This is a genomic window from Luteimonas sp. MC1782 (assembly GCF_014164605.1).
Taxonomy (GTDB): Bacteria; Pseudomonadota; Gammaproteobacteria; order Xanthomonadales; family Xanthomonadaceae; genus Luteimonas.
In genome coordinates, this window is record NZ_JACJFT010000001.1 from 844,153 (window position 1) to 868,441 (window position 24,289).

The following is a 24,289-nucleotide window of genomic DNA, read 5'->3' on the forward strand; positions in this document are numbered from 1 at the left end:
TGGTCGCCCCGTCATGCCGGCCCGCATCGCGAGCACATGGCGCCACGCCCATCACTCCCAGCTCGGCAACGCCTGCTCCAGCGTCGCGAACCCATCCCACGGATCCTTGCGCAACCGAGCAGCCCGCTGCTTCGCCTTGGCGAGGTCGAACGCCGCGGGGCCCGCCACCTTGCCCAGCTCATCCCAGCGGATCGGCACCGCCACCGGCGCGCCCTTGCGCGCGCGCAGCGACCACGACGCCACGCTGGTGGCGCCGCGCGCGTTGCGCAGCCAGTCGATGAACATCTTCCCCGAGCGCTTGGCCTTGGACATCGTGGCCACGTAGCGGTCCGGCGCCTGCAGCGCCATCGCTTCGGCAAAGCCACCGCAGAACGCGCGCACGTCATCCCAGTCCGGGCCGCGCGCGATCGGCGCCACCACGTGCGCGCCCTTGCCGCCGGACAGCCGCACGAAGCTCTCCAGCCCCGCTTCAGCCAGGCGCGCGCGGATGTCACGCGCGGAGCGCACCACGTCGGCCCAGCCCAGGCCTTCGCCGGGGTCCAGGTCGAACACCAGCCGGTCCGGCAGCTCGGGATCGTCCACGCGCGATCCCCAGGGATGGAACTCGAGCGTGTTCATCTGCACCAGGTCGATCACGCCAGCGATGTCGTCGATGTACAGGTACGGCTCCTTGCCGCTCTTCTGCTTCAACACGATCGCGCGCACATCGTCGCCCAGGCTTTCGGCGTGGTGCTTCTGGAAGAAGCACTGGCCCTTGGTGCCGTCGGGGCAGCGCAGCAGCGACAGTGGCCGCCCGGCAAGCTCCGGCAGCAGCCAGTCGGCGACGCTGCGGTAGTACTCGGCCACGTCGCCCTTGGTGTACTTCGCGCCCTCGAACACGACCCGGTCCGGGCTGGTGATGCGCCCGGCCGTCACTTCGTCCTTTGCCACCTGCGGTTCCTCCACGTCGCGCGCCGTCTTGTCGATGCGCAGGCGCTTGAAGGCGGCCTGGCGCAGCAGGCCCTCCTTGGCCCAGCCACGGAACGCCACCTCGGCGACCAGCTCCGGGCGCACCCAGTGCACGGTGCGCAGCGGCAGCGCGATGTGGTCCGGCAGCTCGACCGTCGCCTGCTTCTGCTCCAGCTTGCGCAGCCGCGCGGTGAGGTCGCGCAGCATGGCGTCGTCGAAACCGGTGCCCACGCGCCCCACGTAGCGCAGCCCGCCACGCTCGCGCGTGGCCATCAGCAGCGCGCCGAAGCCGGTACGGCTGCGCTTGGGATCGGTGTAGCCGACCACCACGAACTCGTCCGCCGATTCGTGCTTCACCTTCAGCCAGTCGTTGCCGCGGCCGCCGCGATACAGGCTGTCGGCGCGCTTGCAGATGACGCCCTCGATGCCCTGTCGGCCGGTCTCCTCGTAGACCTCGGGGCCATGGCCGACGACGTGGTCGCTGTAGGCCAGCAGGTGCGGCGCCTCGGGCAGCAGCGACTTCAGCAAGGCCTTGCGCGCGCCCAGCGGCGAGCCGCGCAGGTCGACACCCGCCAGGCCGACGAGGTCGAACACCAGATAGCGCAGCGCGGCTTTCGAGCTGCCGTCGATCACCCGCTGCAGCTCGGAGAAGTCGCTGTGGCCGTCGGGGCCAAGCACCACCAGTTCGCCATCGAGGCAGGCGTCGGAGACCGGCAGCGCGGCGACCGCTGCGGCCACGTCCGGGAAGGTCTTGTCCCAGTCCAGTCCGCCACGCGAGCGCAACCGCGCGACGCCGTCGACCATGTCGACCATCAGCCGATAGCCGTCCCACTTGATCTCGTGCAGCCAGTCGTCGCCCGGCGGCGCCGCGCCCCGCAACGTGCACAGCTGCGGCTCGAATCCTGCCGGCACGCCGGTGTCCTTCGCGCCCGGCAGCGCCAGTGCGGCCTTGCGCCAGCGCGCGTCGGCCTTGCGCGGGGCGCGGGGCTTCGTGGCCTTGGTTGCCTTGGCGGACTTGGCGGCGGAACGCGGTTTCGACGGTGCATCCACCAGGTCGTCCGCCTCCATGTCCGCGGCGTGCGCGTCGCTGCGCTTCATCAGCAGCCACTGCGCCTGGCGGCCCGCCTTCTTCGTGCGCACCAGCTTCCATGCGCCCTTGAGCTTGCTGCCGCTCAGGGTGAAATCCAGCTTGCCGGCGGCGATGCCTTCCAGCGGGTCGCCATCGCAGGCCCAGTGGCCGTGGTCGAACACGTCCACGTGGCCGGCGCCGTAATGGCCTTCGGGGATGTCACCGGCGAACGTGGCGTACGACAGCGGGTGATCCTCCACCTCCACCGCCAGGCGCTTCTCGCCCGCGCGCAGCGACGGCCCCTTCGGCACCGCCCAGCTCTTCAGCGCGCCATCGGCCTCCAGGCGGAAGTCGTAGTGGCGGCTGCTGGCGTGGTGCAGTTGCACCACGAAGATCGGCCGATGGCCGACGCTCGTGGGTGCATCGCCAGACGGCTCGGGGGTGCCGTCGAAGCGACGCTTGCGGGCGTATTCGCGCAGGCTCATTGCGCTGCCTCAGCCCGCCTTGCGCGCCGTGCCCTTGGCGGCCTTGCGCGCCGGCGCCTTGGCGGTCTTTGCCGCCGGCTTGTCGGCGGGGGCCTTCTTCGCGGCAGCGGTTTTCTTCGCCGGTGCCTTTTTCGCGGCGGCCTTCTTCGCCGCCGGTTTGTCGTCGCCCTCCGCGGACTTCTTCGCCGGCGTGCGCTTGTTGCTGCCGATGCTCTTCTGCAGCAGTGCCATGAAGTCCACGACATTGGTCGCCGCGCCTTCCGGCGCCTCGAACTCGCTGTCGTCCGGCTTGGCCACCGTGCCGTCGGCCTTCATCTTGTCGCGGATCACCTTCTCCAGGCGCTCGCGGAATTCGTCCTTGTACCCGCTCGGGTCCCATTCGCCGCTCATCGACGCGATGAGCTGCTTGGCCATCTCGAGCTCTTTCGGACTGATCCTGTAGTCGGCGGATTCACCCTCCGGCAGGCGGTGCTCCGCAGGGTCCACCAGCTCCTGCGGATAGCGCAGCAGCATCAGCATCAGCGCATCATCGCGCGGCAGCACCGCGGCCAGGTATTCGCGGGTGCGGATCACCACCCGTGCGATGCCGGCCTGCCCGGTCGCCTTGAGCGTTTCGCGAAGCAGCACGTAGCCCTTCTCGGCCTTCTTGGCCGGCACCAGGATGTAGGGCTTCTCGTAGTACTGGAACGGGATCGCCGACGCGTCCACGAAGGTCTCGACCTCCACGGTCTCGTGGCTCTCGGGGGCGGCGGACTTGATGTCCTCCTGCTCCAGCACCACGTAGCTGCCCTTGTCGTACTCGAAGGCCTTGACGATGTCCTTCCAAGGCACTTCCTCGCCGGTCTCGGCGTTGACCCGCTCGTAGCGGACCGGATTCTTGTCGCGCGAATCCAGCATGCGGAAATGCAGGTCGATGCGGCGCTCGCCGGACATCAGCGACACCGGCACGTTGAGCAGGCCGAACGAAAGGGTTCCGGTCCAGATCGGGCGCGCCATGGCGTCCCTCGCGAAGGGGTTGGGGCTGTCGACGCTAGGACTGGCGCGGTGAGACGCGGGTGAAGCCTGCCCGGGCATGGCGATGCGGGCCGCGTCGGCCGGACCCTTGCCAGGAACCGCGTGTGCTGCTGTATACTTGCGCGCTGTTTCGGGCGGTTAGCTCAGCGGTAGAGCATTGCCTTCACACGGCAAGGGTCGCAGGTTCGATCCCTGCACCGCCCACCATGTTTCGCGCATGCAAGAACCCCCGGTCTCCCGGGGGTTTTTTGTTGCCTCGGGGCTCAGGCGCCCAGCACGCCCTCGCGCAGGGTGGGCCAGGCATCCAGCCAGGGCACCACGTCGCAGGCCGGCATCGGTTCCGCCACCAGGTAGCCCTGGAACATGCCGCAACCGAGCGCGCGCAGGCAGGCGAGATCCTCCGCGTTGTCGACGCCTTCGGCGACCGTCTCCACATCGAGTTCGCGCGCCAGCGCCAGCGCGGCCTGCACGATCGCGCGCCGCGAGGCATCCCCGGCCACGCCCTGGACAAACGCGCGGTCGATCTTCAGCTCGGAGAACGGCATGTCGCGCAGCTGCGCCAGCTTGGTGAAGCCGGTGCCGAAATCGTCGAGCGCCAGGCGCACGCCTTTCAGCCGCAGCCGGCTCAGGATATCGAGCTGGGCGCGCGGTTCGGTCGGCAGGCGTGATTCGGACAGCTCGAGCACCAGCCGCTCCAGCGGAAATCCCGCCTCGGCGGCCAATCCCGCCAGGCGATCGGGGAAGTCCAGCCTGCCGAGGCTGGCCAGCGACACGTTCACCGCCACGTCCAGCCCGCCCCCGGCACCATTCCACGAGCATGCGTGCTGCAGCGCATTGACCAGCACCGCGCGCGTCAGCGGAGTCACGAGGCCGGCGCTTTCGACCAGCGGCAGGAAGTCATCCGGTGCCACGATGCCGCGCTCGGGGTGTTGCCAGCGTGCCAGCGCTTCCATGCCCACCACCGCGCCGGTGCGCAGGTCGATCTTCGGCTGGTAGTGGTTGACGATTTCGCCGCCATTGATGGCCGCTTCAAGCTCGGCGGCATCGGCGGTGGTACCTGGTTGCGTCGCGCAGTCGGCCCACTTGCCGCCGAGGCCGGCTGACTCGCGCCCCTGCAGCAACGTGCGCAGGCTGCCCGGCGTGACCGGCTTGGCCAGGCTGCCGAGCACGTCCAGACCCTGCTGGCGGGCCAGTTGCTCGACCATCTGCAGCACGCGCGGCTCCGCGCCGCTGATGAGCACCAGCCCGCCGCGGAATTCCGTCGCGACCAGGTGGCGCACGAATTCGACGCCGTCCATTCCAGGCATGCGCAGGTCGCAGAACACCAGCCCGAAGTCGGCGGGCGCGAGCGCGAGCCGCTCGATCGCGTCGGCACCGCTCGAGCTCGACTCGATGCCGGCGTAGCCGCTGTCCTTCAGGCCCATCGCGCGCAGCTGGATCTGCAGCAGGCGGGTGGTGAAATCGTCGTCGTCCACGATCAGGATCTTCAAATGCCGGTCCTCCCCTGTGGCGCCTGCACCGCGCGCCAGTACCGCATCGCCGCAAGTGCGGCATCCAGTTCCGCCACCACCGCGGTCACGGCCGGACCCAACCCGGCGAGGCGACCTGCCCCGCCGTGCGCTTCGAGCTCTGCGCACAGCTCACCCAGCGCCATCGCGCCCATCGCGCGGGACGAAGACTTCAGCGAATGCGCCAGCGCGGCGACCTGCGCCGCGTCGCCCTGCGCAATCGCCTGCAGGAGGCCGGCACGGATGCCCGTGGCGACCTCGTCGAAACACTCGACGAGTTCCACCATGGCGCCTGGATCGTCCCCCGAACTTTCACTCAGCACCCGCACGTCGAATGGCATGCCCCCCCCCTGGAGCAGCTCGATCGAGATGATTGCTGCCTTGCAGCATGCTACCGGGCTGGCCCCGGACGGCGCGTGCGGGCGGTCACACCCCGCGGCATCACGCCGCGGCGACCCGCCGGTCCTATCCTGCGCGCCCAAACCTCCGCGCGGCCCTGCCATGGATCTGTCCACGTCGCTTCCGCAACTCCTGCTCCGCGGCACCGCCATCTATTTCGCGGTGATGGTGGTGGTACGGATCCTGCCCAAGCGCAGCCTCGGCAACAACTCACCGGTCGACATGCTGGCGTTGGTGATCGTGGGCGCGCTGGTGGCCGACGCCATGTCGGTGGGGTCGGAATCGCCAAGCGACTTCGTGTTCCTGGCGTCCGTGGTGGCTGCCTGGTCGTATCTGATCAATCTGCTCGAGTTCCGCTTTCCGTCATTCAGCCGACTCACCGACGAGGCGCCGCGCGTGATCGTGCGTGATGGCCGCCTGCTGTACCGCGAAATGCGCAAGGAACTGATCACCGAGGACGAACTGATGGCATGCGTCCGCCGTGCAGGCCTCAACGACATCCATGAGGTCGCATGCGCCACCGTGGAGACTACCGGCGAGATCACCCTGCTCGCCCGCGATGGCGATCAGGGGCAGTCGCCCACGCGCACGAACGCCAGGTCCTCGAAGTCGTAGCTGAAGTCCGCGTCCGGGTCGACCTTGGCCATCGCCAGGCGCGCCGCGCCACCGCCCTCGCCTGCGCTGAAATCCAGCCAGGCGTGGGCGTCGCTGTCGAGCGTGTCCCATTCGACCAGCATGCGCCCGCCCGATGCCATCACCCGACCGGACAGCCTGGGCGACTTCGCAGCCACCATGCGCACCTCGTCGCCGCGCGCGCAGACCGACGCCTCGCCGAACCACGGATCGCGGTATACGCCCAGCCAGCGCGCCATCGCGGCAGGCGCCACCGGGGTGCGCGGCGTAGTGCCACCCAACGGTGCAGCAACACCGGCGGCGCGATCGTCGCGCGCGGCCGCGCGCTCGGCGGCCAGCGCGTCGGCGTAGTAGGCCACCGTGCGCGCCTCCCCTGCCGCAGTGAAGTGCTTCACCAGCACCTGGTTCAGCACCGTGCGCGCCTCGTCCGCGTCGCCGTTGATCAGCAGCACGAACCCGGCGCCCTTCTCCGGCAGCAGGGTCAGCGCCGAATACATGCCCGACAGCGTGCCGGTGTGGGAGACCTTCCACGTACCGTCGACATCGGTCAGCCGCCAGCCGTAGCCGTATGCGGAAAAATGGCTGCCATCCCAGGCGCGCATGCGCCGCGACAAGGGCATCGGCATATGCGCCACCCATGCCGCGTCGCGTTGCGTCGCGGACAGCCATGGCTTGCCCGCGACCAGGCCATGTCGCTCCGGCTGCAGCCACATCCGCGCCCACGCCAGCATGTCGTCCAGGCTGCAGCGGATGCCGCCGGCGGCGGCCATCGGCATGTCGGCGATCGTTGCGACGTCGGTACGCACTGCCACGTTGCGTCCGTCACGGCGCGCATGCGGCTGCGCCACGTTGCCGGCCTCGCTGGCGTTCCACGCGCCGACGCGACAGCGTTCCAGCCCGAGCGGCGCAAACACTTCGCGCCGCATCAGCTCGTCATAGGGCACGCCTCCCGCCGCCGCCGCGACCTCGCCCGCCACGATGTACAGCGTGTTGTCGTAGGCGTAGCGCGAACGGAAGCTCCAGCGCGGCTTCAGGTGCGCAAGACCCGCCACGACTTCGTCGCGCGTGAACGCATTGGGCTCCGGCCACAGCATCAGGTCGCCCGCGCCCGGCCCCAGCCCGCTGTTGTGGATCAGCAGGTCACGCACCTGGATCTCGCGCGTCACCCAGTCCTCGTACATGCGGAAGCCCGGCAGGTGCTTCACCACCGGGTCGTCCCAGGCCAGCAGCCCGGCATCGACCTGGCGCGCAAGCAGCGCCGCCGTCATCGCCTTGGTGTTGGACGCGATCTTGAAGATCGTGTGCCGGTCCACCGCCTCCCCGCTCCCGGCTGCGATCTCGCCGCGCACCTCGACCTGGCGCACCTCGCCATCCACGACCACGCCCACCGCGATGCCGGGCAGGTCGTAACGCGCGACCGCGTCGTCGACCGCCGCCGTGATCGCCGCGGACGGCGGCGGCCCTGCGGCGCGGCCCGCACCGGGCACGAAAAAGACCGCGACGGCCAGCGTCGCGGCGCAGCAAGCACGTTTCAGCATTTCAGGCCCCGTCCCTGCAGTCTTCGCATGCCCACCGGCGGCGGACCGGCGGTGGGCATGCATCATCACGACTTCGAACCGCGCATCAGAAGTTCCAGCTCACCACCAGCTGCGCGTAGCGCGGCGACTGCCAGCGGGTGCCGGTGCCGAAGGTCGGACGGCGCTCGTTTGGGTTGCCCTCGTAGCGGGCGCGCACGTTGATCACTTCCTGGTCGTTGAGCAGGTTGTAGACCGACAGGCGGGCCTTCAGGTCGATGCCGTCCACCGGCAGTTCCCAGGTGACGTTCGCGCCGACGTTATAGGTCCACGGCATGCGGCCGAAGGCGCCACGCTCGGTGCGCTCGTACACGCGGTCCTGCCAGGTGTAGGGAACTCCATTCGGGTCGTTGCCGGAGCACCGGGCCACGCACAGCCAGCCGGTGCCGCCGCCGCTGCCCTCGCTGGTGTAGCTCGCCACCGCGAAGTTCTCGTCCGGCCAGGTCACGCCGAACGCGGTGATCGGCCCGCCCGACAGCGCGGTCACCGTGCCGCCCACGCTCCACATTTCGTTGAAGCGGTAGCTGCCGCGCAGCTTGATCTGGTGGCGGCGGTCGTTGAACAGGTCGCCGTAGCGGTCGTTGTTGGCCGGGTGGTCCCAGTGCTGGACCATGCCGGTGTCTCCGTAGTTGGTATCGGAGTTCACCGGGCCTTCGTGGTTGCCCTCCGACTTCGACCACAGGTAGGACGCGTTGAACGCCCACTTCTCGTCCCAGGCGCGGTCGATCTGGAATTCCACGCCGGTGTAGGTGCGCTTGGGCTTGGAGTAGCCGATCACGCGGTTGCTGCCCACGGTGATGTAGCCCTCCTTGGCCGTATCGATGGTGACCCAGCCGTCCTGGGCGCAACCCATCGCGGTGGTGCCCCACAGGGTCAACTCGTCGCCCGGGTTGGCGATCGGCCACAAGGTACCGTGGCGCACGCCGCAGAGCGCGTTGATGCGCACGTCGTCGAGCGCGTTGGGCATGCGCCGGTAGGTGGCGTTGACGCCCCACGACCAGGCCTGGTTGATCATCGTCTGGAAGCCGACGATGGCCTCGTCCTGGTACACAGCGTCGATGTCCTGGTCCACGCTCTGGCGGTAGTCGCGCACGCTGATGTTGAACTGGTCGTCCACCGCGCCGATCTGCTGGCCGATGACCGGTGCCATGTACGGCGCACCCGTCACCGGGTTGGTCGCCGCGCTCCAGCCATTCAGCGCGTAGAACGTGCGTTCGTCGAGCAGGCCACCGGCGAAGTTGTAGCTGATGATGCTGGTGACCGGCATGTAGTAGCGGCCCAGGTTGCCGAACAGCTTGGTGCTGCCGTCACCCTTCATGTCCCACGAGAAGCCGAACCGCGGCGACACCAGGTTGTCCATCTCGATGAAGCTGGCGCCGGCCGCGGTCTTGTTGTCGAAGGTGTCGACGCGCAGGCCGAGGTTGACCAGCAGGTTCGGCGTGACACTCCAGACATCTTCCAGGTAGTAGGCGCTGGCCTCGATGTCGAACACGCCGCCGTCCGCGCGCTCGCGGGCCATCAGGAACGCGTTGACACCCGCCGGAAGCGGCGTGCCGTTGTCGAGCACCTGGGTGGCGCTGGTGCGGCCGTACGCGGTGTACTGCACGCCGTCGCCGGGGTAAAACGTCACCCGGTCGGTGGTCATCAGCTCGTGGTCCCAGCCGAAGCGCAGCAAGTGGTCGCCCACCGCCCACTCGAAGTCCAGTCGCTTGGCCTTGCGCTCGTCCTCGTGCGAGACCACGTTCGAACCCGGGTGGCAACCCAGCGACGGGCTGCCCATTCCACGGTAGACCGCGCCGTAGGAGGCGTTGTTGTAGGTGACCCAGCTGCACAGCGCATCCTGCGGCGAGCGCAGGAAGCTGCTGCTGCGGTTGATCCCGTACATGGCCTTGGCGGTGAAGTTCTCGCCGAAGTGTCCGGTGTAGGTGACCGAGCCGCTCTTTCCGCCGCTGGAAGCCGTGGACTGGCTGGGCGGCGCGTCGCCGACCGTGCGGCTGGCGAAATCATAGGTGTAGAGCGCGGTGTCGGTGTCGCCCTCGTCGGAGAACGCGAGCAGCTCCAGCAGGTGGTTGTCGGACAGGACCCAGTCGACCTTGGTGCCCCAGAACCCGTTGCTGCCCTCGCGTTCGCTCCAGCTGCTGCCGCCGGCATTGGTGAAGCCCGAGGTGTTCTCTCGCTGCTCGTACATGGCGAACATGAAAAGCCGGTCGCGCACGATCGGACCCGACGCCCAGACGTTGGCCTTGGTGAAGCTGCTGCGGTCGTGGCTGGCGCGCACGTTGACGCTGCCGTCGGCGTAGAACTGGTCATCGCCCGAGCTCTGCCACGCGCTCGGTTCGAAGGTGAATTCCACGCCGGCGTCGAATTCGTTGCTGCCCGAGCGGCTCACGGCGTTGATCACGCCACCGGTGCTGCGACCGAACTCCACCGAATAGCCGCCGGTCTTGACCTGGAACTCCTGGAAGAACGCGAACGGCGCGGTGGAGAAGCTCTGGCGACGATAGAAGTCGGTGACGTTCAGGCCATTGATGAAGACCGAGTTCTCCGCCACCGACGAGCCGCCGAACGACATGCCGCCGAAGCTGGAGTTGCCGCCGATCACGCCGGGCGCCAGCATGGCCACCGAGCTGAGGCTCTGGTCGACCGGCAGCCGCGAGATTTCTTCGCGGGTCACGTTGGTGGCGGTCTCGGTGGACTTGACGTCGACGCGGTTGACCACGCGATCACCGACCACGGTCACCGCGGCCATGTCGGCCACGCCGCCGCCGCTGCCCAGGTTCACCGTGGTCGTGCCACCCAGCGACACGGCCACCGGCACCGGCTCACCGACCGTCTGCCCGTTGCGGATCACCTGCACGTTGTAGCTGCCCACCTGCAGCGAGCCGAGGCGGTACGTGCCGTCCGCACCCGCCGTGACATTGCGCGTGGCGCCCGTGGCGACATTGGTCACCTGCACCTGGTCGCCGGCGCTGGCGCGACCCGCGACCGAGCCGGTGGCGCTTTGCGCCAGCACCATCGGCGCCATGGTGGACAGGCACGCTCCCAGCGCGATGCTGAGTGCGGCGCGACGGAATCTGGTATGGCTGGCCTTCATTGCGGTTCTCCCCGGAACATGTGCGTGATGGTTGGCTTTGGTCAGGTACGTTCATCGGCATCGGGTGGCAGCAGCTGCCACTCGAAGCCGTAATCCCACTGGTCGAAATACAGGTTGCCGCCTGCCCACTCGGCTTCGCCGCGCTGCAGGTCGACGGTTTCCGAGCGGACGTGCTGCTTGGCCGGCACGAGTTCGCGCGACCAGTCGTCGTTGAAGGCGATGCGGTAGGCGTCCATGCCGCCGAGATAGAAGCCTGCGAGCGCATCGCCGGCGCCCGGCAAGCGGCCGAAAGTGACATCCATCGGCACCCAGCCGTACGGGGCCAGGTACATCCAGCCCCAGTCGTGCATGTTGTTGTAGGCGCCGTCGGAGAAGATCCAGCCGGACTGCCAGCGCGCGGGAATGCCGTTCATGCGCAGCAGGGTGATCAGCAGCAGCGTCTGCTGGCCGCAGTCGGCATGGCCCTGCTCGAGCGCGTGCTGGCTGATGTTGCTGATGGTGGAATACTCGCGCGCGCCGGCCCACGGCAGCGCGTCGACCGATGCGAACAGCTTCTGCGCGATGCGGTAGGGGTTGGTCTCGCCCGCCAGCACCTGCGCCGACTTCAGCCGCATCGCGTCGTTGAACACCACGTGCGGCGCACGCTCGGCCACGAACGGCGCGAGCTCCGGCGTGATCTCCGCCGCCACCACCCGGTCGGGATCGATGGCGACGTACTGGCCGAACGTGGTCAATTCGTAGCTGATCGAGAACGCGGTCGGCGTGCCCGCCACGGCGGGTGCCTCGAGGTACACGGTGCGCTGCAAGGTGGTGTCGGGTGCGATCGCGTGGCCTGCGGGCACGCTGGCAACGAAACGGATGTCTTCCTGCTGGCCCGGCAACGCGCGCGGGTACGGAATCCATGCGCGCACGGTCTCGCCGGCCGGTACCGCGTCGGCATCGACGGTCAGCGATTGCGTCACCCGCACGCGGCGCGGTGCCGCGGCGCGCGCGCCGCCGGCGAGCGCTGCGTCGCGCACCTCGGCGTGGTGCGGGTGCGCGGCTTCCAGCGGACTGTCGTTGAACCTCGGCGGCGTGGCCCGGCGCTGCCGGGCCTCCTCGCTCAGGCGATACAGGTTGGAAGGCCCGCGGTTGAACCAGCGGCGCTGGCCGTCGATCACCCGCGCTTCGATGAGACCCGCGGCATCCCAACGCGCGAACTCGGCGTCGTCGAGGTCCGGGATGTCGCGTCGCAGGCGCGCCCTGGCGCCGGCTTCGTCCAGGCTGAAGTCGATCAGGATGCGGCGCATGCGTTCGCGCTGGAACTCCAGCGCCATGCGCTGGTCGGAGGTGAGTCCCTGCTGCGCGAGTCCGGCGTCGATCAGCTTGCCGGCAGCGGCGAAGTCGCCGGCATCCACCAGCGCCACGATGTCGGTCGGTGCCATGAGCCGTTCGCCAATGTCGGCGTTGCCGCTGCTGCCGGCGCTGTCGCCAGCAACAGCCGGCGCCTGCCCCGCGCCCGCCTGCATGGCCACCGCCAGCAGCAGCACGCAGGTTCCCGATCGCAGCAGGCCGTGGCCCACACGTCGTGACATCGGTTTGGAACCCCCCGTCATCTGCACGCCTGACCCACTCCTTGCCCCTGGGGGAACGGCTTGAATGGCTGTGTAACATGGCGTTCACAGGCGGTCAATAATTTATTCTTTTGTATTGATTTCGCCGAATGATGTATTCCATGATCAAGCCCGGCCCCGATGTGCCGGGGAGGGGACAATCCATGCGCCACGCAGCCCTGCTGCTCTTCCTGCTGTTCGCCGCACCCGCGCTTTCCGCGCGGGAACCCGTGCCCGCGCCGCCCGCACACGACGTGCCGGGCATCGTCGAGGCGCAGCTCACGCCGGACTACTGGATCGCACGCCTGCGCCAGCCCGACCGCGTGATCCTCGGCCGCGACCAGATCGCCCAGCAGAACGTGCGCATGCATGACGAAGACCCGTCGCTGCACGACATCGAAGCGCTGCCCGGCACGCTCGACGGCGGACAGGTCAAGGCATGGATCGAAGCGCTTTCGGTCATGCCCGAGCGCGAGCTCTACGACGAGACCGGCGCGGTCGGCAGCAAACGGCAGATGGCGCGCATCGAAGCCAACCTCGCGCTGAAGTCCATCCCGCAGACCCAGGTCACGCGCTACGGCATGGCCGTGCGCCGCGCCGCGCTGCGCACCTTCCCCACCCGCCTGCGCGTGTTCAATTCGCCGGACGACCACGACATCGACCGCTTCCAGGAGAGCGCGCTGTTCCCCGGCGATCCGGTGGCCATCGTCCACGAGAGCCGCGACCGCGCCTGGTACTTCGTGGTCAGCCAGCGCTATGCGGCGTGGGTGGAGAAGGAGGCCATCGCCCAAGGCGACAGGCAGGCGATCCTCGACTACGGCCGCCGAGCGCCGTACCTCATCGTCACCGGCGCCACCGCGCGCACCGTCTTCACCCCCGAGCGGCCCGCGGTCTCCGACGTGCAGCTCGACATGGGCGTGCGCGTGCCGGTACTGGCCGACTGGCCGGGCGACCGCGCGGTCAACGGCCAGCATCCGTATGCCGCACACGTCGTCGAACTGCCGGTGCGCGCGGCCGACGGCACGCTGTCCTTCGCGCCCGCGCTCATCCCGCGTTCGGCCGATGTCGCCAACGACTACCTGCCGCTGACCGAGGCCAACATCATCCGCCAGGCGTTCAAGTTCCTCGGCGAGCGCTACGGCTGGGGGCATTCGTACAACGCGCGCGACTGCAGCGGCTTTGTCTCCGAGGTCTACCGCAGCTTCGGCGTGCTGCTGCCGCGCAACACCAGCCACCAGGCGGTCAGCCCGGCGCTGAACCGCCTGCCGCTCACCGCGGACGACAGCCACGACAGGCGCCGCAAGCTGCTGCGCGAAGCGCGCGTCGGCGACCTGGTGTACATCCCGGGCCACGTGATGATGATGCTCGGCCACGTCGACGGTGCGCCCTACGCCATCCACGACACCAGCGGCATGACCTGGCGCCGCGACGATGGCGAACTGCGCCGCCTGCACCTCAACGGCGTGGTGGTCACGCCGATCCTGCCGATGCTGTCGAACGCGGATACACCGACCATCGACCGCATCACCAGCATCCAGCGCATCCGCCCATGAAGATCACTGAAATCCGCCTCGGCATGCTGCGCGTTCCGTTGAAGACGCCGTTCAAGACGGCGCTGCGCACGGTCGATACCGTCGAGGACATCGTGGTCGAGGTGCATACCGACACCGGCCATGTCGGTTACGGCGAGGCCGCGCCCACCGCGGTGATCACCGGCGACACGCACGGCTCGATCGTTGAGGCCATCCGCCGCGTGATCGGCCCACGGCTGATCGGCCGCGAGGTCGCCGACCTCAACCGCAACGTCGCCCTGGTGCAGTCGGCCATGGAGCGCAACACCAGCGCCAAGGCGGCGGTGGAGATCGCCCTCTACGACCTGTTCGGGCAGCTCTACGGCGCCCCCCTCTACCGCATCCTCGGCGGCGGCGGCGACCCGGTCGTCACCACCGACATCACCATCAGCGTCGACTACATCGACAAGATGGTGGCCGACTCGCTGGCCGCGGTGGAACGCGGCTTTGAATCGCTGAAGATCAAGGTGGGCAAGGACATCGGCGTCGACATCGAGCGCGTCAAGGCCATCCACTCCGCAGTCGACGGCCGCGCCCTGCTGCGCCTGGACGCCAACCAGGGCTGGACGCCGAAGCAGGCGGTGCGCGCCGTGGGCACCCTCGAGGATGCCGGCGTGGCGCTGGAGCTGCTGGAACAGCCGGTGCATGCGCGCGACATCGAAGGGCTCAAGTACGTCACCGAGCGCGTGCTCACGCCGGTGATGGCCGATGAAAGCGTGTTCGGCCCGGCGGAGGTCATCGACCTCATCCAGCGCCGCGCGGCCGACATCATCAACATCAAGCTGATGAAGACCGGTGGCATCTCCAACGCGGTGCGCATCGCCGACATCGCCGCGGTGTACGGCGTTGAATGCATGATCGGCTGCATGATCGAATCCAGCGTCAGCGTGGCGGCAGCCGTGCACCTGGCGATCGCCAAGGGCGGCGCCATCACCAAGGTCGACCTCGACGGGCCGTCGCTGTGCCGCTTCAATCCGGTGGACGGCGGCGTGGAGTTCAACGAGTCCGAGATCTCGGTGGGCGACGCGCCCGGCCTCGGCATCCGCGGCATCCGCGGCCTGGAAGCCATCCCGGGCTGACCGGCGGCGCACATGCCTCCCCTGCTCAAGATCCGTGGCGAACGCGACCGCATGTCGGCCATCGAGCGCCGCATCGCCGACTTCATGCTGGAGAACGCGCACCTGCTGCGCGACTACTCCTCGCAGCAGCTCGCCAATGCGCTCGGCATCAGCCAGTCGAGCGTGGTGAAGTTCAGCCAGAAGCTCGGCTTCAAGGGCTATCCGGACCTCAAGTACTCGATCGGCGAGTCGCTGGCGCGCCACGACGGCGAGGATGACGGCTCGGGCATCGACGCCGGCGCCGAGATCGTCGACCCCTGGTCGGCGCTGGCCGACACGCTGTGGCGCGCCAAGTCGCAGGCCGAGCAGGCCACGCGCGTGCTCAACCCGCATGAGCGCATCGACGCGGTGGCCGCCGCCATCCGCGCCGCAGACAAGGTGTACGCGGTCGGCCTGGGCCACGACGGCCTCAACGCGCGCGCGTTCGCGATCAAGCTGGCGATGCTGGGGCGCACCGCCATCCACCTGTTCGACCCGGCGCTGATGGGCGTGGGCACCTCGTCGGCCGCGCCCGGCGACGTGCTGCTGGTGTTCTCCGAACACGGCGAAGAGGGCACGCTCTGCCATACCGCGCGCCGGTTCCGTGCGCGCGGCGGCAAGGTGGTCACCATCACCCGCCACACCGCCAACGCGCTGCGCGCGAATGCCGAGGTCAGCCTGCTGGTGTCGGCGCACGAGCCGCGCGGGCACGTTGAACTGCTGCTGTACCAGGCGGCGCTGCAGCACCTGCTCGACCTGGTGTTCCTGCTGCTGTGCGAGGACGAGGCGCACCTGCGCCAGCTGGTCGCAAATCAGGCGATGATCGAACCATGAAACGAATGTCCACTGCCGCGCGCGTCCTGCTCGCCCTCGTCCTCGGCGCCGTCGTCGGGCTGGCCCTCGCCTTCCACGACAGCGCGCTCGCCGCCAACGTGGCCGACGCGGTGCAGCCGGTCGGCAGGCTCTGGCTCAACGCCCTGCAGATGACCGTGGTGCCGCTGGTCGCGGCGCTCGTGGTGCTGGGCGTCAACACGGCAGCGGATGCCGCGGCCTCGGGCCGCACCGCGCGCCGCGCCATGCTGGTGTTCGCCGTGCTGCTGATCGCGTCCGGCACGTTCACGGCGGTCATGGCGCCCACCCTGCTCTCGCTGGTGCCGCGCGACGCGTCGCTGGTCGAGGCATTCCGCGCCGCGATCGGCTCCGAGGCCACCCAGCCTGGCCGCGCCGCGAGCTTCGGCGAATGGATCGCCACGGTGATCCCCAACAACGCGCTGGCCGCGGCGGCGGCCAACGCCATGCTGCCGCTGGTGGTGTTCTCGCTGTTCTTCGGCTTCGCCGCCACGCGCATCCTGCCCGAGCGCCGCGCGCAGCTGCTGGCGCTGGTGCAGTCGATCGCCGACACCATGATCGTGATCGTGCGCTGGGTGCTCTGGGCGGCGCCGGTGGGCGTGTTCGCGCTGGTGCTGGCGGTGTGCGCGCGCGTCGGTGCGGGTGTGCTGGGCGCGCTTGGCTGGTACGTGCTGCTGTTGTGCACGCTGTACATCATGGTCACCGTGCTGCTGTACCTGGTGGCGGCGCTGGTGGCGCGCGAGCCGGTGCGCCGCTTCGCGGCGGGCATCGCGCCGGCGCAGGCGATCGCCGCCAGCACGCAGTCATCGCTGGCGTCGCTGCCGGCGATGGTCGACTGCGCGCGCGAGCGCCTCGGCTATCCGCTGCACGTCACCTCGCTGGTGCTGCCGATGGCGGTGTCGCTGTTCCGCATCACCAGCCCCGTGCAGTACATCGGCGTGGTGAGCTTCATCGCCTGGATGTACGGCATCGAGCTGGGCGGCGTGCAGGTGGGCACCGCGATCGTGCTGTCGGCGCTGATCAGCATGGGCTCGGTGGGCCTGCCCGGGCAGGTGAGCTTCATGACCAACAACCTGCCGGTCACGCAGGCCATGGGCCTGCCGGTGGAACCGCTGGCGCTGCTGCTGGCGGTCGACAACATCCCCGACGTGTTCTCCACCGTGGGCAACGTCACCGGCGACCTCACCGCCACGAGCATCGTGGCGCGCCAGGACGGGTAGCGCGTCAGCCGGCCTTCGAGGCGCGCATCTCCATCACCCTGCGCGGCGCGGCGAAGGTATCGCTGCGCGACACCTGCCAGAACGCCTGGAACACCGCGTGGTCGGGCACCTCGCCGGACAGCAGCTGGCCGGGCTTGAGGTAGTTGTAGATGCCCGCCAGCGAACGCACGTTGATCTTCGAGGTGCGGCGCAGGATGTGCTCCGGACCGAGCTCGGCGGGACCGTTGAGGCCCGCCGCACACAGCAGGTCGCGTAGCGCCTTGAGCGTGTTCTGCTGGTAGTTGGCGACGCGCGCCGCCTTGTTCTCCACGTCCAGGCGCGTCCACCGCGACGGATCCTGGGTGGCGATGCCTGTCGGGCACTTGTCGTTGTGGCAGCTGCGCGCCTGGATGCAGCCCAGCGAGAACATGAAGGCACGGCCGGCGTTGCACCAGTCCGCGCCCAGTGCCAGCGTGCGCGCGATCCCGAATGCACTGGTGATCTTGCCTGCCGCGGCCACCTTCACCCGGTCGCGGAGGTCCAGGCCCACCAGCGTGTTGTGCACCAGCATCAGCGCCTCGTTCATGGGCACGCCGATGTGGTTGATGAACTCCACCGGCGACGCGCCCGTGCCGCCCTCGGCGCCATCCACCACGATGAAATCCGGCAGGATCCCGGTCTCATGCATCGCCTTGGCGACACCGAACCACTCCCACGGGTGGCCGATCGCCAGCTTGAATCCGACCGGCTTTCCGCCCGACAGCGCCCGCAGCCTGGCCACGAATTCCAGGAGCCCCGCCGGCGTGGTGAACGCCGAATGCTGCGACGGCGAAATGCAGTCCACGCCCACCGGCACCCCGCGCGCGATCGAGATCTCCTGCGTCACCTTGGCGGCCGGCAGCATGCCGCCGTGGCCCGGCTTGGCACCCTGCGACAGCTTGATCTCGATCATCTTGACCTGCGGATCGGCGGCGTTGGCCGCGAAGCGCCCGGCATCGAACGCACCGTTGTCGTCGCGGCAGCCGAAGTAGCCCGAGCCGATCTCCCACACCAGGTCGCCGCCGAACTCGCGGTGGTACGACGAGATCGAACCCTCGCCGGTATCGTGGTAGAAGCCGCCGCGCTTCGCGCCCAGGTTGAGCGCGCGGATCGCGTTCGCCGACAGCGAGCCGAAGCTCATCGCCGAGATGTTGAACACGCTGGTGTCGTAGGGCGCCGTCGTCGTTTCGCCCACGCGTACCCGGAAATCGTGGCTCTGCAGGTGCGTGGGCACCAGCGAATGGTTGATCCACTCGTAGTCGCCGCCGTACACGTCGTGCACGGTGCCGAACGGCACCGTGTCCTGCTCGTGCTTGGCCCGCTGGTAGATCAGCGCCCGCTGCTCGCGCGAGAACGGCACTTCCTCGGTGTCGCGCTCGATCAGGTACTGGCGGATCTCCGGCCCGATGCCCTCCAGCGCGTAGCGGAAGTGCGCCAGCACCGGGTAGCAGCGCCGCAGCGTGCTGGTGCGCTGCAGCACGTCTGCGGTGCCGACCACCGCCGCCATGCCAAACACCACGAACGCCGCCCACCACCCGGGCGCCCACGCCAGCGCGGCGACGAGCGACAGCACGGCCAGGACGATGCTGGCGACGTAGGCGAAATAGCGGTGCATTGCGGGACAGGATGACACGCCGGAGCGGCGCGGCCGCATGATCCCACAGACGCGGCAGGTCACGCCGCCACAACGCACGAAGCGCTACACCATGGGCTCCGCATCCATCCGGTGAACCACCGTGACACGCGACCGCAAAGACCTGCCAAACGACTCGTGCAAGCCCGAACCGCCGGAGCAGCCGCAGCAGCGCCGCGAGCGCAAGCAGCATGAAAGCGAGAACCAGGACGAAGCCCTGGAAGAAACCTTCCCGGCCAGCGATCCGGTCTCGCCGTTCGTGCCGGCGAAAACGCGCGACTGATGCCTGCGTGGTGCCCGGGGCGGGGATCGAACCCGCATGGCCTTGCGGCCGAGCGATTTTAAGTCGCTTGCGTATACCAGTTTCGCCACCCGGGCAGTTCAGGCATGGGTGCGCGGCGCGCGGCCCCAGCATGCAATACGCAGCAAGCGTCGGTGACCGGCCTTGCGTGGCGTTCGAGTGGCGCCGGGCACCCGGGTTCAGGCGCCGTCGGTCTCGACGGTATCAACGCCAGGCCGCGATTGCGGCCGCTGCGGCGCCGTGCCGAACACGGGTAATCGGCGCAGCACGGCGAAGAACGCCAGTGCGCGCAGCCGGTCGGCGCTCACCCAGTACCAGCCGACGCACAGCAGCAGGAACGTCGCCAGGATCACCGGGTGCGGCACGTCGAAACGCATCGCCTGACCCGCGGCCAGGCCACAGGCCACGCTGAAGGCCGCAAGCAGCAGCGCCGCCTGGGTCGGCCCGAAGCCGCCGTCCTGCATGAAGTGATGAATGTGGTCGCGCCCCGCCGAGAACGGCGAACGGCCTTCGCGCGAACGGCGCACGGTCAGCACCAGGCAGTCCATCACCGGCACCGGGATCAGCCACAGCGCCAGCACCGGGTTCACCGGATGGCTGGCGTTCTGCGTCAGGCGGAACACCACCCACGCCACCACCAGGCCCAGGAAGGCGCTGCCGGCGTTGCCCATGAACGCCTTGGCGCGCGGCTGCCAGGGGAAGCGCATGTTGTAGACCAGGAACGCACCCACCGCCCCGGCGATGGTCAAGCCCAGCCGCGAAAGCGACGCGTTGCCCGCGTAGAGCGCCGCTGCCGCCAGCATCACCAGGCATGCCGCCACCAGCAGGCCAGCCAGCCCGTCCGCGCCGTCGATCATGTTGATGGCGTTGATGATGCCGATGGTCGCGAACACCGTGAACGGCACCGACAGCCAGCCCAGCGCCAGGTCGTCCAGGCCGAACACCGCGCCCAGCTGCTCCACGCGCACGCCGGCGCCGTAGATCATGATCAGCGCGGCGATCGTCTGCGCAAGAATGCGCCAGTACCAGCGCAGGTCGTTGCGGTCGTCGTACAGCCCCACCGCCACCAGCAGCACCGACGCGCTGGTGAACGAGACCAGCGACGCCAGCGCGTAGGAGTGGCGTACGGTCACCAGCACCACGATGAACGCCAACGCCATCGCCAGGCCACCGGTGATGGCGGTCGGATGGGCGTGGTCCTTGCGCCCCTTGGGGAAGTCGAGCAGGTTCAGGCGGCGCGCGAAAGGATGCAGCGCCTTCATCGTCAGCCACGTCAGCGCGGCGGCAGCCAGGCCCTGGAGCAATCCGGTCTCAATCAGAAATTCCATGTCTCGACTGCGCTCTCCGATGCGCCATACGCTTCCGGTGGCGGAAAGCAGAAGCAATTTCCGCGCCAATGCTGCAGGGCAACATTCTACGCAACAATCCGCGGGCGAACCGGCACGTCAGTCAGGTAAATATTGGCCGGCGCCGATCGCAGTGCCGTGACAGGCGTCGAGCGAACGGCGGCGGCATGTGTCCCCGGCGCGGATTATGCGATAGCCGTCACATTTCCGGAAGCGCGGCGCACGACATGCACGGCGCGTTGCTCAGCCGGTGCGGTAGCCCGCCGGGTTCGCCGACTGCCAGCGCCAGGCGTCCTCGCACATGCGCTGCACGTCGAGCCGGGCACGCCAGTCCAGCAGCTCGGCCGCGCGCGAGGGGTCGGCCCAGCACATGGCCACGTCGCCGGCGCGGCGCGCGACGACCCGGTACGGCACCTTGCGACCCGATGCCTGCTCGAACGCGCGCACCAGCTCCAGCACGCTCACGCCCTGCCCCGTGCCCAGGTTCACCGCCTGGCAGCCGAAGCCCGGGCGCAGCGTCTCCACCGCGCGCACGTGCGCCTCGGCGAGATCCATCACGTGGATGTAGTCGCGCACGCCGGTGCCGTCCGGCGTCGCATAGTCGCCACCGAACACGCTCAGGCAGTCGCGCGCGCCCACCGCCACCTGGCTGATGTACGGCATCAGGTTGTTGGGGATGCCGCCGGGGTCTTCGCCGATGCGCCCGCTGGGGTGCGCGCCCACCGGATTGAAGTAGCGCAGCAGCAGCGCGTTGAAGCCCGGCCGCGCCGCACACAGGTCGCCGATCAGCTCCTCGACCACCAGCTTGGTGCGGCCATAGGGATTGGTGACGCGCAGCGGCGCGTCCTCCCTGATCGGCACGCTGTCCGGGTCGCCGTACACGGTGGCCGACGAGCTGAACACCAGGTTGGCGACGCCTGCGGCTTCCATCGCCTGCAGCAGGGTGACGCTGCCGCCGATGTTGTTCTCGAAGTACGCCAGCGGCTGCTCGCAGCTCTCGCCCACCGCCTTGAACGCGGCGAAGTGGATCACGGCGTCCACGCCGTCCAGCGCACCGGCGAGTGCCGCGGCATCGCGGATGTCGCCTTCCACGAGCGCCACGGGGCGCTCGGCCAGCTCGGCGATGCGCTCCACCGCGACCGGCGAGCTGTTGGAGAAGTTGTCGTAGATCACCGCGTCGTGGCCGCGCGCGGCCAGCGCCACGCAGGTGTGGCTGCCGATGTAGCCCGCGCCACCGCAGACCAGGATCTTCATGCGCCGTGGTACTCGCGGTACCAGCGCACGAAGTTCGCCACGCCTTCCTCCACGCCCACCTGCGGCCGGTAGCCCACGTCGGCCACCAGCGCGGACACGTCGGCCTCGGTATCGGGCACGTCGCCGGCCTGCAGCGGCAACAACTCCATCACCGCCTTCCTGCCCAGGCATTGCTCCAGCACCTCGATGTAGCGCAGCAGTTCCACCGGCTCTTCGTTGCCGATGTTGTAGATGCGGTACGGCGCCACGCCGCTGGTGCCCGGATCCGGTGCCTCGCCCTTCCACGCAGGGTCGGCGGTGGGCACGCGGTCCAGCGCGCGCACCACGCCTTCCACGATGTCGTCGACATAGGTGAAGCTGCGGCGGTGGTGGCCGTGGTTGAAGACCTTGATCGGCTCGCCGGCGAGGATCGCGCGGGTGAACAGGAACAGCGCCATGTCCGGCCGGCCCCACGGCCCGTACACGGTGAAGAAGCGCAGCCCGGTGGCGGCGATGCCGTAGAGGTGCGCATACGAGTGCGCCATCATCTCGTTGGCCTTCTTGGTGGCCGCGTACAACGTCAGCGGATGCTCGGTGCCCTGGTGCTCGTTGAACGGCATGGCGCGGTTGGCGCCGTACACCGAACTCGTGGACGCGAACACCAGGTGCTCCACGCCGTGGTGGCGGCAGCCTTCCAGCACGTGCAGGAATCCGGTGACGTTGCTGGCCACGTACACGTGCGGGTTTTCCGCCGCGTAGCGCACACCGGCCTGCGCCGCCAGGTTCACCACGCGCTGCGGCTTGTGCTTCGCGAACACGTCTTCCACCGCCGCGCGATCGGCGAGATCCGCCTGCACGTGGGTGTAGCGCGGATGATCCATGAAGCGCGCCAGGCGCGCCTTCTTCAGGTTGACGTCGTAGTAGTCGTTGAGGCTGTCGAAGCCGATGACCTCGTCGCCGCGCGCAAGGAGCTTGAGGGCGACATGGCTGCCGATGAAGCCGGCAGTGCCGGTGACGAGGACTTTCATTCAAGGGGCTCCGGTGGGAAGGGCAATGATAACCCCGCCCACCGGGCCGCCCCGGCATGCCGCCGCGCGCGCGGTCTAGCTTTCGCTCATGCCGGCCGCAGGTTCCGGCGCGCTGCCGCTGCGCACCTTCTCCTCGATGCGCCGGCCGACGTCGGCATCGACCGATTTCCAATAGTCGAACGCGCGCTCCAGCACCGGGCTGCGCACGCCGCCGAGCAGCGCACCGGCCACCGTTTCCACCAGCCCATCGCGGTCGGCGTCGCTGAACACCTCGCGCACGAGGATCCCGGGCTGGGTGAAGTCGTCATCGTCGGCGCGCAGGGTGTAGGCGCTGCGCAGCATGGTGCCGTCGGCCTCCCAGCCGTTGTCGACCGCACCGGTCTCGTCCGACCACGGGCGACCGCCGCTGTTGGTCGCGTAGACCGGCGCACTGCCACTGTGGTGGTAGGCCATCTGCCCGTCGAACATGTAGGTGTTCACCGGCACCTTGGGCTGGTTGACCGGCAGCTGGTGGAAGTTGGTGCCGATGCGGTTGCGCTGCGCATCGTTGTAGGCGAACGCGCGGCCCAGCAGCATCTTGTCCGGCGACAGCCCGATGCCCGGCACCGTGTTGCCCGGAGAGAACGCCGCCTGCTCGATCTGCGCGAAGAAGTTCTCCGGGTTGCGGTTGAGCGTCATGGTGCCGACCTCGATCAGCGGATAGTCCGCGTGCGGCCACACCTTGGTCAGGTCGAAGGGGTTGATGCGGTAGGCCTTGGCATCCGCGTACGGCATCACCTGCACCGACATCACCCATTGCGGATGCTCGCCGCGGGCGATGGCGTCGAACAGGTCGCGGCGGTGGAAGTCGGCGTCGGCGCCGGCCATGTCCTTGGCCTCGCCGTTGTTGAAGAAGCCCATGCCCTGGCGGGTGTGGAAGTGGTACTTGACCCAGGACTTCTCGCCGGCGGCGTTCACCCACATGTAGGTGTGCGAGCCGTAGCCGTTCATGTGCCGCCAGGTGCGCGGCAGGCCACGCGGGCCCATCAGGTAGGTCACCTGGTGCGCGGATTCGGGGTTGTTGGTCCAGAAGTCCCACTGCATGTGGTTGTCGCGCAGGCCGGAATCGGCCAGGCGCTTCTGGCTGCGGATGAAATGCGGGAACTTCATCGGGTCGCGCACGAAGAACACCGGCGTGTTGTTGCCCACCAGGTCGTAGTTGCCCTCGCTGGTGTAGAACTTCAGCGAAAACCCGCGCACGTCGCGCCAGGTGTCCGGGCTGCCCATCTCGCCGGCCACGGTGGAGAAGCGCGCCAGCATCTCGGTCTTCGCCCCTGGCTGGAACAGCGCGGCCCTTGTGTAACGCGACACGTCCTGCGTGGTCTCGAACGTGCCGAACGCGCCCGCGCCCTTGGCGTGCGGCTGGCGCTCCGGCACCTTCTCGCGGTTGAAGTGCGCCATCTGCTCGAGGAAGTGGACGTCGTGCAGCACGATCGGGCCATCCGGCCCGATGCTCAGCGAGTTGCGGTCGCTCACGGCGGGCGCGCCGGCGCCGGTGGTCGAGGGCGGGTGCGGCTTGTCGGCTGGAGTGCTCATCTGGCTGGTCCTCTGGTCAGGGAATGGCTGCAGACGGCGCAGCACGGGTCCACCCGATCATCCACCCTTCATCGCCCTGAATGCCAATGAATTGGACTGGCA

Annotated in this window: 18 protein-coding genes and 2 tRNA genes; 7 read left to right on the forward strand and 13 right to left on the reverse strand. The window is 68.9% G+C overall.

What is annotated here, in order from left to right; all coding sequences use genetic code 11:
- Window positions 1-51: 51 nt before the first annotated feature.
- Both ligD and H5368_RS03995 read right to left on the reverse strand, forming a co-directional pair.
- The gene (ligD, locus tag H5368_RS03990) at window positions 52-2,502 is read right to left on the reverse strand and encodes a DNA ligase D (RefSeq protein ID WP_182821588.1); all 2,451 of its coding nucleotides are present in this window, start codon (window positions 2,500-2,502) and stop codon (window positions 52-54) included.
- Window positions 2,503-2,511: 9 nt separating this feature from the next.
- The gene (locus tag H5368_RS03995) at window positions 2,512-3,498 is read right to left on the reverse strand and encodes a Ku protein (protein ID WP_182821590.1); all 987 of its coding nucleotides are present in this window, start codon (window positions 3,496-3,498) and stop codon (window positions 2,512-2,514) included.
- Window positions 3,499-3,648: 150 nt separating this feature from the next.
- Here H5368_RS03995 and H5368_RS04000 point away from each other — a divergent pair.
- A tRNA-Val gene (locus H5368_RS04000) sits at window positions 3,649-3,723 on the forward strand.
- A gap of 56 nt (window positions 3,724-3,779) precedes the next feature.
- On the opposite strand, the gene H5368_RS04005 is transcribed toward H5368_RS04000, so the two are convergent.
- Together H5368_RS04005 and H5368_RS04010 are read right to left on the reverse strand one after the other, a co-directional pair.
- Window positions 3,780-5,006 carry an EAL domain-containing response regulator gene (locus H5368_RS04005; protein WP_182821592.1) on the reverse strand — a complete coding sequence of 409 codons (1,227 nt, stop codon included), beginning with the start codon at window positions 5,004-5,006 and terminating at the stop codon, window positions 3,780-3,782.
- Complete coding sequence (locus H5368_RS04010; RefSeq protein WP_182821594.1) at window positions 5,003-5,365, reverse strand: Hpt domain-containing protein; 363 nt, start codon at window positions 5,363-5,365, stop codon at window positions 5,003-5,005. The genes H5368_RS04005 and H5368_RS04010 overlap by 4 nt, the downstream gene beginning before the upstream one ends.
- Before the next feature lie 160 nt (window positions 5,366-5,525).
- On the opposite strand from H5368_RS04010, the gene H5368_RS04015 reads away from it, so the two are divergent.
- Window positions 5,526-6,038 carry a YetF domain-containing protein gene (locus tag H5368_RS04015; RefSeq protein WP_182821596.1) on the forward strand — a complete coding sequence of 171 codons (513 nt, stop codon included), beginning with the start codon at window positions 5,526-5,528 and terminating at the stop codon, window positions 6,036-6,038.
- Here the strand turns inward: H5368_RS04015 and H5368_RS04020 are convergent.
- The 3 genes from H5368_RS04020 to H5368_RS04030 all read right to left on the reverse strand — a co-directional run bounded on the left by H5368_RS04020 (window position 5,990) and on the right by H5368_RS04030 (window position 12,148).
- Window positions 5,990-7,594: a serine hydrolase gene (locus tag H5368_RS04020; protein WP_182821598.1), complete on the reverse strand. Its 1,605-nt coding sequence runs from the start codon at window positions 7,592-7,594 to the stop codon at window positions 5,990-5,992. The two genes, H5368_RS04015 and H5368_RS04020, sit on opposite strands and share 49 nt — an antisense overlap.
- An 85-nt stretch (window positions 7,595-7,679) precedes the next feature.
- A complete protein-coding gene (locus H5368_RS04025; RefSeq protein ID WP_182821600.1) occupies window positions 7,680-10,724 on the reverse strand; it encodes a TonB-dependent receptor in 3,045 nt (1,014 codons plus the stop codon).
- A gap of 41 nt (window positions 10,725-10,765) precedes the next feature.
- Entirely contained in the window at window positions 10,766-12,148 is a 1,383-nt protein-coding gene (locus H5368_RS04030) for a transglutaminase domain-containing protein (protein ID WP_255486443.1), read from the reverse strand.
- 332 nt (window positions 12,149-12,480) lie between these two features.
- Between H5368_RS04030 and H5368_RS04035 the strand changes: the two genes are divergently transcribed.
- From H5368_RS04035 to H5368_RS04050, 4 genes are read left to right on the forward strand one after another with little or no spacing between them, the layout of a single operon-like run.
- Window positions 12,481-13,869: an SH3 domain-containing protein gene (locus tag H5368_RS04035; protein WP_182821602.1), complete on the forward strand. Its 1,389-nt coding sequence runs from the start codon at window positions 12,481-12,483 to the stop codon at window positions 13,867-13,869.
- The gene (locus H5368_RS04040; protein ID WP_182821604.1) at window positions 13,866-14,966 is read left to right on the forward strand and encodes a dipeptide epimerase; all 1,101 of its coding nucleotides are present in this window, start codon (window positions 13,866-13,868) and stop codon (window positions 14,964-14,966) included. The genes H5368_RS04035 and H5368_RS04040 overlap by 4 nt, the downstream gene beginning before the upstream one ends.
- Window positions 14,967-14,978: 12 nt before the next feature.
- Window positions 14,979-15,818: an SIS domain-containing protein gene (locus H5368_RS04045; RefSeq protein ID WP_182821606.1), complete on the forward strand. Its 840-nt coding sequence runs from the start codon at window positions 14,979-14,981 to the stop codon at window positions 15,816-15,818.
- Entirely contained in the window at window positions 15,815-17,053 is a 1,239-nt protein-coding gene (locus H5368_RS04050; protein ID WP_343203852.1) for a cation:dicarboxylase symporter family transporter, read from the forward strand. Before H5368_RS04045 ends, H5368_RS04050 begins: the two co-directional genes overlap by 4 nt.
- Window positions 17,054-17,057: 4 nt before the next feature.
- On the opposite strand, the gene H5368_RS04055 is transcribed toward H5368_RS04050, so the two are convergent.
- Window positions 17,058-18,686: an FMN-binding glutamate synthase family protein gene (locus H5368_RS04055; protein WP_182823736.1), complete on the reverse strand. Its 1,629-nt coding sequence runs from the start codon at window positions 18,684-18,686 to the stop codon at window positions 17,058-17,060.
- Window positions 18,687-18,807: 121 nt separating this feature from the next.
- Here H5368_RS04055 and H5368_RS04060 point away from each other — a divergent pair, with 121 nt between their 5' ends.
- Complete coding sequence (locus H5368_RS04060) at window positions 18,808-18,987, forward strand: hypothetical protein (RefSeq protein WP_182823963.1); 180 nt, start codon at window positions 18,808-18,810, stop codon at window positions 18,985-18,987.
- A gap of 8 nt (window positions 18,988-18,995) precedes the next feature.
- On the opposite strand, the gene H5368_RS04065 is transcribed toward H5368_RS04060, so the two are convergent.
- The 5 genes from H5368_RS04065 to H5368_RS04085 form a co-directional block, all read right to left on the reverse strand.
- Window positions 18,996-19,082, reverse strand: a tRNA-Leu gene (locus H5368_RS04065).
- A 102-nt stretch (window positions 19,083-19,184) separates the two neighbouring features.
- Complete coding sequence (locus tag H5368_RS04070; RefSeq protein WP_182821608.1) at window positions 19,185-20,333, reverse strand: MraY family glycosyltransferase; 1,149 nt, start codon at window positions 20,331-20,333, stop codon at window positions 19,185-19,187.
- Between the two features lie 261 nt (window positions 20,334-20,594).
- Window positions 20,595-21,605, reverse strand: a complete 1,011-nt coding sequence (gene galE, locus H5368_RS04075) for a UDP-glucose 4-epimerase GalE (RefSeq protein WP_182821610.1) — start codon at window positions 21,603-21,605, stop codon at window positions 20,595-20,597.
- Window positions 21,602-22,612: an NAD-dependent epimerase gene (locus H5368_RS04080; RefSeq protein ID WP_182821612.1), complete on the reverse strand. Its 1,011-nt coding sequence runs from the start codon at window positions 22,610-22,612 to the stop codon at window positions 21,602-21,604. The genes galE and H5368_RS04080 overlap by 4 nt, the downstream gene beginning before the upstream one ends.
- Window positions 22,613-22,687: 75 nt before the next feature.
- Window positions 22,688-24,187 carry a catalase gene (locus tag H5368_RS04085; RefSeq protein ID WP_182821614.1) on the reverse strand — a complete coding sequence of 500 codons (1,500 nt, stop codon included), beginning with the start codon at window positions 24,185-24,187 and terminating at the stop codon, window positions 22,688-22,690.
- Window positions 24,188-24,289: the final 102 nt, after the last annotated feature.